This window comes from Mycobacterium sp. IDUB_1, from assembly GCF_055419625.1.
In genome coordinates this window covers 530,938-547,514 of the sequence record NZ_JBVAYA010000004.1, presented here as the reverse complement: position 1 = coordinate 547,514, position 16,577 = coordinate 530,938, and the positions used below count along the sequence as shown (strand labels likewise).

Annotated in this window: 16 protein-coding genes and 1 other RNA gene; 11 read left to right on the top strand and 6 right to left on the bottom strand. The window is 66.3% G+C overall.

Features of this window, described 5'->3' with window-relative positions; genetic code table 11:
- Positions 1-23: 23 nt before the first annotated feature.
- Positions 24-1,550: a molybdopterin-dependent oxidoreductase gene (locus tag ACZYYX_RS23620; protein WP_463817042.1), complete on the bottom strand. Its 1,527-nt coding sequence runs from the start codon at positions 1,548-1,550 to the stop codon at positions 24-26.
- 87 nt (positions 1,551-1,637) lie between these two features.
- On the opposite strand from ACZYYX_RS23620, the gene poxB reads away from it, so the two are divergent.
- Both poxB and ACZYYX_RS23610 read left to right on the top strand, forming a co-directional pair.
- Positions 1,638-3,374 carry a ubiquinone-dependent pyruvate dehydrogenase gene (gene poxB, locus ACZYYX_RS23615; RefSeq protein ID WP_463817040.1) on the top strand — a complete coding sequence of 579 codons (1,737 nt, stop codon included), beginning with the start codon at positions 1,638-1,640 and terminating at the stop codon, positions 3,372-3,374.
- Positions 3,375-3,425: 51 nt separating this feature from the next.
- The gene (locus ACZYYX_RS23610) at positions 3,426-4,478 is read left to right on the top strand and encodes a phosphotransferase family protein (protein ID WP_463817039.1); all 1,053 of its coding nucleotides are present in this window, start codon (positions 3,426-3,428) and stop codon (positions 4,476-4,478) included.
- A 16-nt stretch (positions 4,479-4,494) separates the two neighbouring features.
- Here ACZYYX_RS23610 and ACZYYX_RS23605 read toward each other — a convergent pair whose 3' ends face one another.
- Positions 4,495-5,253 carry a sulfite exporter TauE/SafE family protein gene (locus ACZYYX_RS23605; protein ID WP_463817038.1) on the bottom strand — a complete coding sequence of 253 codons (759 nt, stop codon included), beginning with the start codon at positions 5,251-5,253 and terminating at the stop codon, positions 4,495-4,497.
- A 458-nt stretch (positions 5,254-5,711) separates the two neighbouring features.
- Between ACZYYX_RS23605 and ACZYYX_RS23600 the strand changes: the two genes are divergently transcribed.
- Positions 5,712-6,203, top strand: a complete 492-nt coding sequence (locus ACZYYX_RS23600; RefSeq protein ID WP_463817037.1) for a homocitrate synthase — start codon at positions 5,712-5,714, stop codon at positions 6,201-6,203.
- Between the two features lie 18 nt (positions 6,204-6,221).
- Here the strand turns inward: ACZYYX_RS23600 and ACZYYX_RS23595 are convergent, their stop codons facing one another.
- The gene (locus ACZYYX_RS23595; protein ID WP_463817036.1) at positions 6,222-7,703 is read right to left on the bottom strand and encodes a cytochrome P450; all 1,482 of its coding nucleotides are present in this window, start codon (positions 7,701-7,703) and stop codon (positions 6,222-6,224) included.
- A gap of 127 nt (positions 7,704-7,830) precedes the next feature.
- On the opposite strand from ACZYYX_RS23595, the gene ACZYYX_RS23590 reads away from it, so the two are divergent.
- Entirely contained in the window at positions 7,831-8,466 is a 636-nt protein-coding gene (locus tag ACZYYX_RS23590; RefSeq protein WP_463817035.1) for a TetR/AcrR family transcriptional regulator, read from the top strand.
- 42 nt (positions 8,467-8,508) lie between these two features.
- Positions 8,509-9,372: an SDR family oxidoreductase gene (locus ACZYYX_RS23585; RefSeq protein ID WP_463817034.1), complete on the top strand. Its 864-nt coding sequence runs from the start codon at positions 8,509-8,511 to the stop codon at positions 9,370-9,372.
- A 3-nt stretch (positions 9,373-9,375) separates the two neighbouring features.
- On the opposite strand, the gene ACZYYX_RS23580 is transcribed toward ACZYYX_RS23585, so the two are convergent.
- From ACZYYX_RS23580 to ACZYYX_RS23570, 3 genes are read right to left on the bottom strand one after another with little or no spacing between them, the layout of a single operon-like run.
- Positions 9,376-10,539: an AAA family ATPase gene (locus tag ACZYYX_RS23580; protein WP_463817033.1), complete on the bottom strand. Its 1,164-nt coding sequence runs from the start codon at positions 10,537-10,539 to the stop codon at positions 9,376-9,378.
- A 12-nt stretch (positions 10,540-10,551) separates the two neighbouring features.
- Positions 10,552-11,625, bottom strand: a complete 1,074-nt coding sequence (locus tag ACZYYX_RS23575; RefSeq protein ID WP_463817032.1) for a DNA polymerase IV — start codon at positions 11,623-11,625, stop codon at positions 10,552-10,554.
- Entirely contained in the window at positions 11,622-12,206 is a 585-nt protein-coding gene (locus tag ACZYYX_RS23570; protein WP_463817214.1) for a TetR/AcrR family transcriptional regulator, read from the bottom strand. The genes ACZYYX_RS23575 and ACZYYX_RS23570 overlap by 4 nt, the downstream gene beginning before the upstream one ends.
- Before the next feature lie 121 nt (positions 12,207-12,327).
- Between ACZYYX_RS23570 and ACZYYX_RS23565 the strand changes: the two genes are divergently transcribed.
- The 6 genes from ACZYYX_RS23565 to ACZYYX_RS23540 all read left to right on the top strand — a co-directional run bounded on the left by ACZYYX_RS23565 (position 12,328) and on the right by ACZYYX_RS23540 (position 16,488).
- Entirely contained in the window at positions 12,328-12,870 is a 543-nt protein-coding gene (locus ACZYYX_RS23565) for an NAD(P)H-dependent oxidoreductase (RefSeq protein WP_463817031.1), read from the top strand.
- Positions 12,871-13,327: 457 nt separating this feature from the next.
- Positions 13,328-13,570: a glutaredoxin-like protein NrdH gene (gene nrdH, locus ACZYYX_RS23560; protein WP_463817030.1), complete on the top strand. Its 243-nt coding sequence runs from the start codon at positions 13,328-13,330 to the stop codon at positions 13,568-13,570.
- A gap of 46 nt (positions 13,571-13,616) precedes the next feature.
- On the top strand, positions 13,617-14,063 hold the full coding sequence (gene nrdI / locus ACZYYX_RS23555) for a class Ib ribonucleoside-diphosphate reductase assembly flavoprotein NrdI (protein WP_463817029.1): 447 nt from the start codon (positions 13,617-13,619) through the stop codon (positions 14,061-14,063).
- Complete coding sequence (gene nrdE / locus ACZYYX_RS23550) at positions 14,030-16,201, top strand: class 1b ribonucleoside-diphosphate reductase subunit alpha (RefSeq protein WP_463817027.1); 2,172 nt, start codon at positions 14,030-14,032, stop codon at positions 16,199-16,201. The genes nrdI and nrdE overlap by 34 nt, the downstream gene beginning before the upstream one ends.
- Positions 16,202-16,222: 21 nt before the next feature.
- Positions 16,223-16,291: hammerhead ribozyme type II (locus tag ACZYYX_RS23545), an RNA gene on the top strand.
- Between the two features lie 20 nt (positions 16,292-16,311).
- Positions 16,312-16,488, top strand: a complete 177-nt coding sequence (locus ACZYYX_RS23540; protein WP_463817026.1) for a hypothetical protein — start codon at positions 16,312-16,314, stop codon at positions 16,486-16,488.
- The last annotated feature ends 89 nt before the right edge of the window (positions 16,489-16,577 follow it).

Here is a 16,577-nt window from a genome sequence, read left to right as displayed (position 1 = left end):
GGCACGAGGGTCCGACAGCCGGCTCACTTGACGTTGAACGTGATCGAATGCCAGCCCGTGGCGCCGTCGGGCACCGGGTCGGCGCGGTCGGGCGTCTGCGTGTAGCCGCTGTTGTCGGTGGCGCGCACGGTGATCGTGTGGAAGCCCGGGGTTGCCTGCCAGTCAAAACTCCACAACCGCCAGGTGTCCCCGGAATAGGCGGCACCGAGCGTGGCCTGCTGCCAGTCGCCGTCGTCCATCTTGACCTCGACAGACCGCACGCCCCGGTCTTGCGCCCACGCCACGCCGCCGAACCGCGTCGACCCGGCCGTCACGTCCTGGCCGGCCCGGGGGATGTCGATACGCGACTCGGTCTTGATCGGCCCTCGCGCCGCCCACCCCAGCTTGGTCCAGTAGGCCTCAGCACGGTCGAACCGGGTGAGCTCGAGGTCGACGACCCATTTCGTCGCCGACACGTAGCCGTACAGACCCGGCACCACCAGCCGCGCCGGGTAGCCGTGCTCGATGGGCAGCGGCTGACCGTTCATCCCGATCGCCAGCAGCGCGTCGTCGGCGGTGAGCGCCTCGACCGGGGTGCCGGCCGTCCACCCGTCCACCGATGTCGACATCACCATGTCGGCGTCGGGGCGCACCCCGGCTTCAGCGAGTAGATCGGCGACGCGGTAGCCCGTCCACACCGCATTGGAAATCAGTTCACCGCCTACCGGATTCGACACGCAGGTCAGTGTCACCATCCGTTCGACCACCTCGAATCGGTCGAGATCGGCGAAGTCGACGGTCACCTCGCGGTCGACCATGCCGTGGATGCGCAGCTTCCACGCCTCACGACTGAGCTGCGGCACGGTCAGCGCGGTGTCGATCCGATAGAACTCGTCGTTGCGGGTGACGAACGACGGCAGCGCGATGTCGGGAGGCTGCACATCGGCGGGGATCGGGGCCGCGGGTTTGGCGACGCGGGGGAGTGCGAAGGCGTTGCGGTCTCCGGACACCGACGACGCCAGCCGGGTGATCACGACCCCGGCGACCCCGCTGGCCGTTCCCGCGACGATCAATCCGAGCGTGATCAGCGAGCGGCGCCTGCCGGTGTCGGTGTCCGTCGCGGTGACGTCCTCGCTGCTCTCACCGGTGAAGCGGCGCGACGTAAGGAACCGCAGCACGGCAACGCCACAGACGGCACCCACCACCGTGGGAATGACGTCGACGGCGCCGGCGCCCGGCCGCGACAGCACCGCCGCGGAGCCGAGAACGCCCGCGGCGACGATCATCGCGCTGCCCCACGGACGCCGCGGGGTCTCGACGATGCCCGCGATGATCGCGAGCGCCGCCACGACGACGAGCACCGCGACGGTCAGGAAGAGCTTGTCTGCGGTGCCGAATGTCTCGATGGCCCACTCCTTGAGTGGGCCGGGGGTCCGCTCGATGACCGAGGAGCCGACGGCGGTGCGTACGTCGGCCTGCGGACCGAACGCAGCCCCGAGCAGTTGCGCCACGCCGACGGACACCGAGGCCGCGGCGACGCCGTGAGCAGCTTTGTCGCCCTGGGTGGTCATGGCGCCCAACCTACCGGCGGGGTGCGCCGGCAACCCTTACCGAATGGTGTCGTGCTCGGGGTGCGGGGGCGCACTAGGGTTCCAGAGGTGGCCACCATCGCCGATCACGTCATCGAAGCGCTGCACGTCAGCGGTGTCCAGCGGGTCTACGGTCTGCCCGGGGACAGCCTCAACGGATTCACCGATGCGCTGCGCCGCTCGGGTGAAATCACCTGGGAGCACGTGCGACACGAGGAGACCGCGGCGTTCGCTGCGGCCGCCGACGCTGCGCTGACCGGCGCGCTGGCGGTCTGCGCCGGCAGCTGTGGGCCCGGCAACCTGCACCTCATCAACGGCCTCTTCGACGCCCAGCGCAGCCGGGTTCCGGTCCTGGCGATCGCCGCGCACATCCCGCGGACCGAGATCGGCTCGGAGTACTTCCAGGAGACCCACCCGCAGGAGCTGTTCCGCGACTGCAGTGTCTACTGCGAGCTGGTCAGCACACCGGAGATGCTGCCCCGCATCCTGCACATGGCGATGCGGACGGCGGTCGAGGAGTCCGGCGTCGCCGTCGTGGTCGTGCCCGGGGAGATCTTCTTGCAGAAGGCGGATCCCACGGCCTGGCAGACCCGGCCCGTGCGTGCGACGACGTCGGTGGTGCGGCCCGACGACACAGCGCTGGGCCAGGCAGCCGAGCTCCTCAACGCCGCGCAGGCGGTCACGATCCTGGGGGGCGCAGGCGTCGAGGGCGCCCATGACGAGCTCGTGGCCCTGGCCGATCTGCTGAAAGCCCCTGTCGTGCACGCCCTGCGCGGCAAGGAGTTCATCGAGTACGACAACCCGTTCGATGTCGGGATGACGGGACTACTGGGTTTCGCGTCGGGCTATAAGGCGATCAAGGAATGCGACACCCTGCTGATGCTGGGTACCGACTTCCCGTATCAACAGTTCTATCCCGACCACGCACGGGTCATCCAGGTCGACATCCGCGGCCGGAACCTGGGTCGCCGCACGCCGGTCGACCTTCCTCTGGTGGGCACCGTCAAGGACACCGTGGCGGCCCTGATGCCCTTGCTGCGCCCCAAGGGGGACACCGCGCACCTGGAGCGCTCACTGCGGCACTACCGCAAGACGCGCGCGACGCTGGACAAACTCGCCGACAACGACCGTGACCGCACCCCGATCCGGCCGGAATACGTTGCCGGCGCGGTGAATCGGCTCGCTGCCCCGGATGCCGTGTTCACCGTCGACGTCGGGTCGCCGGTGGTCTGGGCGGCACGCTACCTGCAGATGAACGGGCGCCGCCGGTTGATCGGGTCGTTCAACCACGGCACCATGGCCTGCGCCCTGCCGCTGGCGATCGGCGCCCAGACCGCACAGCCGGGCCGTCAGATCGTGGCCCTGGCGGGCGACGGTGGACTGACGATGCTGTTCGGCGACCTCATCACGCTGGTGCAGAACCGGCTGCCGGTGAAACTCGTGGTGTTCAACAATTCGTCGCTGAACTTCGTCGAACTCGAGATGAAGGCCGCGGGCATCGTCAACTTCGGCACCGATCTGGTGAATCCGAACTTCGCGGCGGTCGCCGAGTCCATGGGGATCTTCGGTCGTCGCGTCGAGCATCCGGCGCAGTTGGAGCAGGCGCTCGCCGACGCGTTCGCCACCGACGGCCCCGCCGTCGTCGACGTGGTCACCGCGCGCCAGGAGCTCTCGATCCCCCCGACCATCACGGCCGAACAGGCGAAAGGCTTCTCGCTGTACGCGATCCGGACCATCCTCGCCGGGCGCTCCGACGAACTACTCGATCTCGTCAGCACCAACGTCGCACGCCGCATCCTGGACTGATCTGGTCGAACGGGCGGATCCGCCGGTGCCGCACCTGACACTATGGCGGTCATGCCAGTCGAGGTGACGCTGTCCCCGTCCGATATCGACGCGCTGCAGGCCTGGATCCGCGACATCGGTCTCGGATCGACCGTGGACGACGTCGCCCCGCTGACCGGTGGCTCCCAGAACATCGTGGTGCGGGTCAGCGTCGACGGACGGCCGATGGTGCTGCGCCGGCCGCCCGAACACCCCCGGCCGACCAGTGACGACACCATGCGTCGCGAGATCGCGGTGCTCGGCACGCTCGCCGGATCACCGGTCCCACACCCCGAATTGATCGCCGGCTGTGACGATCTCGACGTCCTCGGCGTGGTCTTCTACCTGATGGAGTGCATCGACGGGTTCAACCCGGGCACCGACATCGACGACGCCTATCTGCGCGATGCCGGCATGCGCCACGACGTCGGCCTGTCCTACGCCGCAAGCCTGGCGAAGCTGGGGCAGGTGCCATGGCAGGGCAGCGCTCTCGGGGCGCTGAAACGGCCGGGTTCCTTTGTCGCCAGGCAGGTTCCGCAGTTCATGCGGCTCCTCGAGAGCTATCGGCACGAACGCTACGCACCGGAGTCCTTCCCCTCGGTGACCGGGCTCGCGGAGTGGCTCACGGCCAACCTTCCGCCCGAGGCCGAACCCGGCGTGATGCACGGTGACTGCCATCTCAACAACGTGTTGTTGCGCCGCGACGTCCCGGAGTTGGCCGCGTTCATCGACTGGGAGATGTCCACGATCGGGGATCCGCTGCTGGATCTGGGATGGCTGCTGGTGTGCTGGCCGGACGGCCCGAACCCGATCCAGGCGGGTGCGGCGCTGGCCGACCTGGGCGGGTTGCCGAGCCGCACCGAGTTGTTGCGCGCCTATCGCGACGCCGGGGGTAGGGCAACCGACCATCTGGACTGGTACATCGCGATGGCCTGCTTCAAGCTCGGCATCGTGATCGAGGGCACGTGGTCCCGTTATCTGGCGGGGCGGGCCAGTGCCGAAGCGGGGGAACGGTTGCACACCTCGGCGGAGAACCTGATCGCACTGGGCACCCGAGTGACCCAGGGCGACAACGCTTTTCTGTGACGTATTTCTGTGATCGTCAGTAGGCATCCAGGCCGAGCTTGACCGCCAGGGCGAGACCGGCCGCCCCGATGACGACCCGCATCGGTCCCGGGGGTGCGTGGCGGACCACGACGGGACCCAATCGGGAGCCGATCAGGCACCCCAGGCCCAACACGACGACTGCCGTCCAATGCACCGGCGCGACGCAGGCGAAGATCACCGCGGCGCTGAGATTGGCTGCGCCGAGTACGACGTTCTTGATGGCGTTGGCGTGGGCCAAACTCGCTGCGCCGGAACGCAACAGCAGCGCGAGCAGCAGAACTCCGGCAGCTGCGCCGAAATATCCGCCGTAGATGCAGATCCCGCAGATCGCGACAGCCTCGGCGATTCTGCGGGCTCTGTGGCCCCGAGTGTCACCTCCCGGTTCCGGCGGAGGTCGCACCGGGGCCAGGATCGCCAATGAGGAGAAGCCGAGCAGCAGGGGCACCACCTTCTCGAATCCTTCGGCCGGAGTGGACAGAAGCAACACCGCGCCCGCGATTCCACCCAGCACCGCGACGGGCAGCAACCGCACCACACGCTGGCGCTGCCCGGCTAGTTCGGGGCGCGATCCCAGGATCGACCCGACGCCGTTGAACACCAGGGCCACGGTGTTGGTGACGTTCGCAGCGACCGGCGGCAATCCCGCGACCAGAAGCGCGGGATAGGTGGCGACCGAGGCCAAACCCGCGATGCTTCCGGTGAGGCCACCGAGGATGCCTGCCGCGACCAGAAGCACCGTCATCGACCACGACATTGGGCCCATTGTGCACGAGCCCCCGCGCTCCTGCGACCGCGCCAGCGCCAGCGCTGCAAGCAAATGGCATTGTGATAATTTCGCAGGTAAGTGACTTTGCTGGCAGGATCGGGGTGTGTTTCCTGGCGGCGGCGGAGATGCTGTCAGTTGCTACTCCGAAAATGTCGTGACGCATTTCCGGAGTGTGTATTTCACTGGCGTGGCAAACGAATGTCAGGAACGGGATAGCCGGAGTGTAATTTCGCGGTGCGCATTTCGCCGGCGTTGCGGCGGCATCGAACACGGCAAACTCTACAGTAAAGCTGCTTGCCGCGCCGACGGGCAGCGGGCTACTATCGCCGACGTGCCGAACCGACTCGTAGTAGCAACCCGCAGCGGGGTCTGATCCAGACCGACCCCCCGCTGTGGGTCGTTGCGTAGCCGTCGGTCGTTCTCCTCGACCTCAAGGCCGGCACATCATGAATTCTCCGATCGCCACGATCGCCCACTCTCGGACGTCGTCGTTCGCCGCCCGGCTGACCGGCCGCGCTCCTGAACCGTTGCGGGCGAAGGCCGACAGCCGCACCTACGACGAGTTCGTCGCCGAGTTCGCACCGGCGAGCGGACCGGTGCGGCTCGGCCAGTGGGCCTGCGCCGAGGCCGACCGCCCGTCGACCCGGTGGGGGCCGCAGGCACAGACGTACCACGCCACGCTGGCGCTGGGGGACCGCATCGGAACAGCGCAGGCGACGGCATGCGGTCCCGTCGCCGCCCTCACCGCGATGCTCTACGACCGAGGTGTCGCCGTGGAGATGACGGCGTTCCATCAGCGCACCGCGGGAGGCGACATCGCGACGTTCATCCAGGGCGCCAACGGCGCTCGAGTCGAGTGGGCGATGGGCCTGTCATCCGATCCGGTGCAGTCGGCGTTGCGCGCGGTCATCGCCTGCGCGAACCGGCTCCTGGCCTGACGGCTCGGCGCGGAGGGCTCAGCGCAGCGGCCGCAGCACGATCGGCATTCCGTCGAGCGGCACGGGCATGCCGCCGTAGTCGTAGCGCGGTGTGTATCCGGCCTTCGGGAGTTCGAGACGGTACCGCGTGAGCAGGCGGTGCATGACGGTCTTGATCTCCAGCTGGCCGAACACCATGCCGATGCACTTGTGTGCGCCGCCGCCGAACGGGGCGAAGGCGTAGCGATGCCGCTTGTGCTCGTTGCGCGGCTCCGAGAAGCGCTCCGGGTCGAACTTCTCCGGATCGGTCCACAGCTCGGGCAGCCGGTGATTGATCGACGGCCACGTCACCACAGGGGTGTCGGCAGGAATGTAGAAGCCGAGCAGCTCGGTGTCGCGGACCGTCTGGCGGAAGTTGAACGGCAACGGCGTCATCATCCGCAGCGACTCGTTGACCACCAGGTCGTAGGTCTCGAGCTTCTCCAGCGCCTCGATGTCGAGTGGTCCGTCGCCGATGCGCTGGGACTCTTCGCGCAAGCGGTCCTGCCACTCCGGATTGGCGGCCAGGTGGTAGGCCATCGTGGTCATCGTCGACGTGGACGTGTCGTGGGCCGCCATCATCAGGAAGATCATGTGGCTGACGATCTGATCGTCGGTGAAGCTACCGCCGTCTTCGTCCTGCGAGTGGCACAGCACGCTGAACATGTCGGTGTCCTCCGAGCGACGCTTCTCGCCGATCCGGCTCACGAAGTAGCGCTCCAGCGTCTCGCGGGCCTTGATGCCGCGCCACCAGCTCAGCGGCGGGACGGGCTTGCGCACAATGGCATTGCCCGCGCGCGTGGTGGTGGTGAAGGCCTGGTTGATCGTCGTGACCAGTTCGCGGTCGGTGCCCGCGGGGTGGCCCATGAAGACCTCGGACGCGATGTCGAGGGTCAGCTCCTTGATGGCCGGATAGAACAGGAAGCGCGGATCGTCGGCGACCCAGTCGTTGCTCAGCACGCGCGTGGCCACCGAATCGACGTGAGGGACGTAACCGGAGAGCCGGGTGCGGGTGAACGCCTCCTGCATGATGCGGCGGTGGAAGAGGTGCTCCTCGAAATCCAGGAGCATCAGTCCGCCGTCGAAGAACGGGCCGATGATGGGATCCCAGGCGCGCTGCGAGAAGTCCTTGTTGCGGTTGGTGAAGACGGCCTGGGTCGCGTCGGGTCCGAGCGCCATCACCGCCGACAGGGCCGGCGACTGCGAGTAGAAGATCGGGCCGTGCTTGCGGTACTGCTCGACGATGAAGTCCGGACCGCCGCGGAACGTCTCGATCATGTGACCGATGATCGGCAGCCCGGAGTCTCCGGTGATCGCCTTCAGGTCGCTGCCGGCCGGCGGCTCGGCGAAGACGAACCGCTCCCACTCCTTGTCCTTGAGGCGCTTCTCGACCGCCCCCATCCCGGGGATGGTGAGGGCGGTGGGCTTCAGACGTCGTTTGGCCTGGTCGATCCAGTAGTCAGTGGCGCTGATCGTTGGCATCTTGGCACTCCTGAATGAGGGTGACTGTGGTCGATGTCACTGCTGATCATCCTGGCGGACCCACTTGACGGCTGTCAAGTTTCGCGGAGTTTGTGTCCTGTGCATCGCGATGCAAAGGTTTGTTGTCATGACCGCCGATCCCGTCAGCAGCGATCCCCGTAGGACCCGCGGTGACCGTCAGCGGGAAGCCATCATCGCTGCGGTACGGGAGCTCCTCGAGGAACGCTCCTTCGCCGACCTGTCGGTCAGCACGATCAGCGAGCGCGCCGGCGTCGCCCGATCGGGCTTCTACTTCTATTTCGACTCCAAGTACGCCGTCCTCGCGGTCATCGTCGCCGAGGCGATGGCGGAGCTCGATCAGCTCACCCACGACTTCGCGCCGCGTGAGCCGGGGGAGTCGCCGTCGTCCTTCGCCAAGCGGATGGTCGGATACGCCGCGGCAGTTTTCGCGTCCAACGACCCGATCATGGGCGCGTGCAATCTGGCCCGCAGCACCGACGCGCAGATCCGCGAGATCATGGACGACTTCCAGGACACCGTGGTCAACAAGATCGTCGGTCTGGTCGAGCAGGATTCGGGCCCCCGTCCTATTTCCGATGATCTGCAGGCGCTGGTTCGCACGCTGGTCGCCGTGACGTCGATGACGCTCGCGCTGGACAGCGCGTTCGTCGGACGTGACACGGATCCGAACCGGGCGGTCGAGATCGCCGAGCGATTGTGGCTCAACAGCCTCTGGGGTGGGGTCGAGCTGCCCGAGCGGTGAGGCGGGCCGGGGCTCGGTCGGGGGCCGGTAAGGTCACCTCCCATGGGATTCGCCGACGGTTTCGCGAGCAAACGGTGCCTGCTCACCGGTGCGGCCAGCGGAATCGGACGCGCGACGGCGCTGAAGCTGGCGGCCCAGGGTGCGGAGCTCTATCTCACCGATCGTGACGCCGACGGACTGGCCGCCACTGTGGCCGATGCGCAAGCGCTCGGTGCGGTCGTCGCGGCGCACCGCGCGCTCGACATCACCGACCACGACGCCGTCGTGGCGTTCGCCGCCGACATCCACACTGCCCACGGCGCAATGGACGTCGTGATGAACATCGCGGGCGTGTCGGCGTGGGGCACTGTCAGTCAGCTCACCCACCAGCACTGGAAGTCGATGATCGACGTCAATCTGATGGGGCCGATCCACGTCATCGAGACGTTCCTGCCGCCCATGGTGGCGGCCGGCCGTGGCGGCCACCTGGTCAACGTCTCGTCGGCGGCGGGGCTGGTCGCTCTGCCGTGGCACGCCGCCTATTCGGCCAGCAAGTACGGTCTGCGCGGGTTGTCGGAGGTGCTGCGTTTCGACCTCGCGCGCCACCGCATCGGCGTCTCGGTGGTGGTGCCCGGCGCGGTGAAAACGCCTCTGGTGCAGTCGGTTCAGATCGTCGGCGTGGATCGTGAGGATCCGCGCGTGCAGTGGTGGACCGACCGCTTCGGGGGCCACGCGGTGTCACCGGAGAAAGCGGCCGACAAGATCCTGCGTGGCGTACAACGCAACAAATATCTGATCTACACCTCGGTGGACATCCGCGCGCTGTACTTCTCCAAGCGATTCTTCTGGTGGCCGTACGCGTTCGCGATGACGCGGGTCAACGTTCTGTTCACCCGCGCGCTGCGGCCGCCGCCGCGGCGCCGCTGACCCTCAGCGCGTCCCCCAGTTCCACGGGGGAGTGGTCAGCAGTTCCTGGCCGTCGATTTTCGTCTCACCCCAATCCTTGACGAGTTCGATCTCCGTCGTCTCGTCTTCGCCGAGGGGCGCCGCAGCGAGCCGCTCCCGCAGCGCCGAGGAGTGCGTCACCACCACCACCTGGGTCGTCGTCGCGGCGGCGGAGATCAGGTCGGCCAGCGGGGGGAGCAGGTCGGGGTGCAACGACGTTTCGGGTTCGTTGAGCACCATCAGCGACGGCGGCTGCGGACTCAACAGTGCGGCCGTCCAGAGTAGGAAACGCAGCGTGCCGTCGGAGATCTCGGCACTGCGCAGCGGGCGGAGCATGCCGCGTTGGTGCACGTGGAGGTCGAACAGCCCCTCGGTGACCGACACCGAGACCGTCGCTCCGTCGAACGCGGCGGCCACGGCACGGTCGAGGTCGTCGTCGCCGGTTTCCACAATCGTCTGTATGGCCGCGGCCAGGTCCGAACCGTCGTCGGCCAGGACAGGGGTGCGGGTGCCGACGTGGGGTCGCCGCGCCGGAGCGTGCGCGTCTGCTCGGAAACCGTCGTAGAATCGCCAGTCCCGCAACCGTTCCCGGACCATCACCAGTTCGGGTGCGGCACCCGCCCATTCCGCCAGCACACTGCGGTGCGCCGGCAGGTTGCGCGACAGCTCGTCGAACCCCCGACTGCCCTCGGAAGCGACCTCCACCATTCCCCGCACGCGACGGACCAGGGTGGTGGTCGGCCGGGCGACCGGGCCGGCGAAGACCAGCTCTCGTTTGAGCTCCGGATCGCGGGTGAACGCCGAATCGACCGCCTGGGGGAGGCCGAAATCTACGAGGTATCCGAAATCATCTGCGGCATAGCCCAATTCGATTGACACTGAGCGGGTGCGAGGGCCGCCCTGGGCGGCCCCGGTGCGTCGTGCTCCGCCGAGGTGTTCGGGACCGGCCCACATCGCCGATTCGACGCCGCCCTCGCGGGCGAAGGATCCGATCACCTCGCCGCGACCGCAGTCGGCCAGCAGGCGCAGCGCCCGGTAGAGCGACGACTTGCCGGTGCCGTTGGCGCCGGTGACCACGGTCAGTCGACGCAAGGGCAACACGAGATCTCGAAGTGAGCGGTATCCGCGAACCGCGACGGTGTGCAACATCGCCGACCGACGTTAGCCGCCGGCACCGACAGGTGCGACGTCGGTCATCGACAGCTCGAGGCGAACCCCGAGGAGCCGCACGGGACGCGTGAGATCGAAGTCCCCGAGGAGGGCGAGCGCGGTGGCGACGACGGAGTCGGAGTCGACCGTCGGTGCGGGCAGTGTGCGGATCTTGGTGCGGGTGTAGAACGTCGCGGTGCGCACGGTGACCGCCACCCGGGTGACCACCCGCTGCTGTTCGACGATCTCTGCCAGCGTGCGCCGCGCGAGATCGGTGACAGCAGCGGCCATCTCGGCATCATCGGTGAGGTCCTCGGAAAACGTGACGACATGACTGCGGGAGCGCGGCACCCACGGGTCGGCGCGGACCGTCGTGTCGCCTCCACCCTTGGCGAGCAACAAGATCCACAATCCGGTGGTGGGGCCGAAGGTCGCCGTGAGTGCCTCGGCGTCGGTCGCCGACAACTCGGCGACGGTCGTGATACCCATCGCGGCAAGCTTTTTGGACGTCTTGGGGCCGATCCCCCACAGTGCGTCGACGGGCCGCTCGCCCATCATCGACATCCAGTTCTCGTCGGTCAGCGCGGCGATCCCGCCCGGCTTGCCGAAGCCGGTCGCCACTTTGGCCCGCTGCTTGTTGTCGCTGATGCCGACCGAACAGGACAGTCCGGTCTCCGCGGTGATCGTCTCCTGGATGCGCTTGGCCAGCGCGAACGGATCGGTCTGGCCGCCGTCCACGTACGCCTCGTCCCAACCCCACACCTCGACAGGATGACCCAGGTCGCGAAGCGCGGCCATCACCTGCTCGGAGGCGGCGTCGTAGGCGTCGGGATCGGACGGCAGGAATGTGGCCTCCGGGCAGCGTCGTGCCGCCACCCGCAGGGGCATCCCCGCGTGCACGCCGTGTGCGCGGGCCTCATACGACGCACAGGTGACGACCTTGCGCGCCTCGGACGGGTCGCCGCTGCCGCCGACGATGACGGGAAGGCCGACCAGATCGGGTCGGCGCCGCAGTTCGACCGAGGCGAGGAACTGGTCGAGGTCCACGTGCAGAATCCACCCGGTTGTCTGTCCCCCGGCGATCATGTGCCGCAGATCTTGCGGGCCAGCGTCTCCCATGCGTCGCCGAGTTCGTCCAGCGTGCGGCCACGGTCGGTGGTCTCGTGGCGGACGTAGTCGGCGTCGAGGAGAGCCAGCAGCGCCGTGGCCTGGGCGTCGAGGTCACCGCTGGTGCCGCCGTCGTCCAGCAGCACGCGGACGTGGCGGTGGTGCAGCATCATCGGCGCGTTGAAGCGCATCTGCGGGTCCCGGCCGACATCGGAGAGCAGGGCGTGGTGGCTGTTGACGAAGCACAGCCGTTCGCGGCCATAGGCGATCAGCCGCTCCAGCGGCGGGGCTCCCGGGCCCAGGGGAGGCGGGCCGAACAGGATGGCCTGCTGCTGAGCCTTCTCGTCCTCGTCGAGCAGCACGATCATCAACCCGGCGCGACTGCCGAACCGGCGGAACAGCGTCCCCTTGCCGACGCCGGCGGCAGCGGCGATGTCGTCGGTGGTGACGGCCTCGGCCCCGTGCTCGGCGACGAGTCGGCGCGCAGCGTCCAGCAGCAACGCGCGGTTGCGCGCGGCATCACCCCGCTCGGGTGGGCCGGAATCGCTGACCGACAGCATCGTCAGGCCGTCAGAGGCGCTCACCTGGCAACTTTAACTCAGCCGGAATCAATCGGACCGCGGTCCGGTTAAACTCTGCAAGTATCCACACGACGATCGCGAATGACGGATAGGAGAAGTGATGGCGGAGAGTACGGTTCTGGTCCTGGTCGGCAGCTTGCGGAAGGAGTCGATCAACCGGCAGTTGGCCGATCTGGCCGCTGAGACAGCGCCGGACGGGGTCATCCTGGAACAGTTCGATCGCCTCGGCGAGCTGCCGTTCTACAACGAGGACATCGACAACGAGTCGGTGCCGGAACCGGTGAAGGCTCTGCGGGAGGCTGCCGGCCGCGCCGATGCGGCGCTCGTCGTCACTCCCGAATACAACGGCAGCATCCCCGGCGTCCTGAAGAACGCGATCGACTGGTTGTCGCGGCCCTACGGTGACAGCGCACTCAAGGACAAGCCGCTGGCCGTCGTCGGAGCAGCGCTCGGGCAGTACGGCGGCGTGTGGGCGCACGACGAGACCCGCAAGTCGTTCGGTATCGCCGGTCCGCGTGTCGTGGAAGACCTCGACTTCTCGCTGCCCGCGCAGACGCTCGACGGCAAGCACCCTCGAGAGAGCGCTGATGTGGTCGCCAAGCTGCGCGACATCGTCGGCAAACTGGTCGCCGAGATCGGCTGACTTCCACTCGACTCGCCCGGCCTTGCTCCTCGAGCAAGGCCGGGCGATGTTGTTTGCTGGGCTTTTACGGGGGTGGCGCCGGTAGGGGCGTTGTTGTCGGTGGGTCCTGGTAGACCAGACACATGGATGCGCGCGGGCCCTGATGTGATGTCTGACACGCCGAAATCGGCGCGACACACCGGGGTGACCAGGGAAAATTCCAAACGTGTTATTAAGACCATCTTGTGTGTGCTCTACTAACGAGGCACAACATCTAGTGCCCTAGGGTGGAGAGCGACACAAGACGCGATCTGCGCTCGGCGGGGATCTCGGGGGAAGTTACCTCCTCGGATCGGCGTTGAGAGCGGGGAGGGTAGATCGCCCGGGCAGGTGATCGTCGGATGGGGTGTGCAGGGACTTGCAGTTATCAGGAAAAACACCCGTTGTTGATGAAAATTTTCGCTGAGGGAGCGCGCAAATGACTGTCACCGTGTACACCAAGCCGGCCTGCGTTCAGTGCAACGCCACCTACAAGGCGCTCGACAAGGCAGGCGTGGCCTACGACGTCGTCGACATCAGCGTGGACACCGAGGCGCGCGATTACGTGATGGCGCTCGGTTACCTGCAGGCACCCGTCGTGGTGGCCGGCAACGACCACTGGTCGGGTTTCCGCCCGGACCGCATCAAGGCCCTCGCCGGCGCATCCGCCGTCACCGCCTGAACCACTGACAGGACCGTCCGACGCATCGACCGAGAGGAGCAGGGGAGTGAGCAACCTCGTCTACTTCTCCAGCGTGTCGGAGAACACGCATCGGTTCGTGCAGAAGCTCGAACTGCCCGCTATACGGATTCCCCTCAAGGAGCGGATCCAGGTAGACGAGCCGTACGTGCTCGTCCTGCCCACCTATGGCGGCGGGCACGCCAACGGCCCCGATCCCGATCGCGGGGGATACGTCCCCAAGCAGGTGATCGCATTCCTCAACGATGAACACAACCGGTCGTTGATCCGCGGTGTCATCTCCGCGGGCAACACCAATTTCGGCGCCGAATTCGGCTACGCCGGGGTGGTCGTCTCACGTAAGTGCGGCGTCCCCTTTCTCTACAGGTTCGAACTCATGGGAACGACGGACGATGTGTTCGCCGTCCGCGCAGGATTACAAGACTTCTGGAAGGACCAGACGTGCCACCAACCGTCACAGCTGCAGAACCTGTAACCACCACCGGCGTGCACGCGCTTCCGGGCGAGATGGATTACCACGCCCTGAACGCGATGCTGAACCTGTACGACGCCGACGGCAAGATCCAGTTCGACAAGGACGTCCAGGCGGCGCGGGAGTACTTCCTGCAGCACGTGAACCAGAACACCGTCTTCTTCCACAATCAGGACGAGAAGCTCGACTACCTGGTGCAGAAGGAGTACTACGAGCGTGAGGTGCTCGACCAGTACTCGCGCAACTTCGTCAAGACGCTGTTAGATCGTGCGTACGCCAAGAAGTTCCGGTTCCCGACGTTCCTGGGCGCGTTCAAGTACTACACCTCCTACACGCTGAAGACCTTCGACGGAAAGCGCTACCTCGAGCGCTTCGAAGATCGTGTGGTGATGGTGGCGCTGACGCTGGCTTCCGGCGACACCACGCTGGCCGAGAAGCTGGTCGACGAGATCATGGACGGCCGCTTCCAGCCGGCGACGCCGACGTTCCTCAACTCGGGCAAGAAGCAGCGCGGCGAGCCGGTGAGCTGCTTCCTGCTGCGCATCGAGGACAACATGGAGTCGATCGGTCGCTCCATCAACTCGGCACTGCAGCTGTCCAAGCGCGGTGGCGGAGTCGCGTTGCTGCTGAGCAACATTCGTGAGCACGGCGCGCCGATCAAGAACATCGAGAACCAGAGCTCGGGCGTCATCCCGATCATGAAGCTGCTCGAGGACTCGTTCTCCTACGCCAACCAGCTGGGCGCCCGCCAGGGCGCCGGTGCGGTGTACCTGCACGCGCACCACCCCGACATCTACCGGTTCCTCGACACCAAGCGCGAGAACGCCGACGAGAAGATCCGCATCAAGACGCTCTCGCTGGGCGTGGTGATCCCGGACATCACCTTCGAGTTGGCGAAGAAGAACGAGGACATGTACCTCTTCTCGCCCTATGACGTGGAGAAGGTCTACGGCAAGGCGTTCGCTGACATCTCGGTGACCGAGAAGTACTACGAGATGGTCGACGACGCGCGGATTCGCAAGACCAAGATCAAGGCGCGCGAGTTCTTCCAGACCCTGGCGGAGCTGCAGTTCGAGTCCGGCTACCCGTACATCATGTACGAGGACACGGTGAACCGCGCCAACCCGATCGACGGCAAGATCACCCACAGCAACCTGTGCTCGGAGATCCTGCAGGTGTCCACGCCCTCGGAGTTCAACGACGACCTGTCCTATGCCAAGGTCGGCAAGGACATCTCCTGCAACCTCGGCTCGCTGAACATCGCGAAAGCCATGGATTCACCGGACTTCGCGCAGACCATCGAGGTGTCGATTCGCGCCTTGACCGCGGTGAGCGACCAGACCTCGATCACGTCGGTGCCGTCGATCGAGCAGGGCAACAACGAATCCCACGCCATCGGTCTGGGACAGATGAACCTGCACGGCTATCTGGCACGTGAGCGCATCATGTACGGCTCGGAAGAGGGTGTGGACTTCACCAACATCTACTTCTACACGGTGCTCTATCACGCGCTGCAGGCGTCGAATCGCATTGCGATCGAACGAGGTCGGGCCTTTGGCGGGTTCGAGCGCTCGAAGTACGCGTCGGGGGAGTTCTTCGACAAGTACACCGATCAGGTGTGGGAGCCGGCCACCGACAAGGTGCGGCAGATCTTCGCCGACGCCGGCATCCGGATTCCGACCCAGGAGGACTGGAAGCGACTCAAGGAGTCGGTGCAGAAGCACGGCATCTACAACCAGAACCTGCAGGCGGTTCCGCCGACCGGGTCGATCAGCTACATCAACCACTCGACCAGCTCGATCCACCCTGTGGCGAGCAAGATCGAGATCCGCAAGGAAGGCAAGATCGGTCGCGTCTACTACCCGGCGCCGTACCTGACCAACGACAACCTGGAGTACTACCAGGATGCCTACGAGATCGGGTACGAGAAGATCATCGACACCTACGCCGCGGCCACCCAGCACGTGGATCAGGGTCTGTCACTGACGTTGTTCTTCAAGGACACCGCGACCACGCGCGACGTGAACAAGGCGCAGATCTACGCCTGGCGCAAGGGAATCAAGACGCTGTACTACATCCGGCTTCGCCAGATGGCGCTGGAAGGCACTGAGGTGGAGGGTTGCGTCAGCTGCATGTTGTGAGCTGAGCTACGACAACTGAATTGCCGAAACGCTGACTAAGGTCGGCGTCCCTGGGAGGTGGTGTTCTCAGGCTGATGATGGCAGCCATTGTGTTCATGACCGTCGGTCCCATGAGTTTTCTTGTGGGATTCGCAGTATCGGAAGTTATCGGGTACCTGTCGACGATCATCGCGAAGGAGGTCACGCGTATGGGAAATGCAGTAGTGAAATGCGTCGAAGAGCGCACGGGTGAAACCGGAAAAAGCCACCTCCCGGTCTTCAGGGATACCCTGCTGACGAGCCTGTGAGAGTCAGGCGAAAGGCCGACGGTTCGAGCGTGGGGGTTGTGCACGGCGAAAGCCACTTTCGCGTGCACAATGCCCACGCTCGAAAGGGT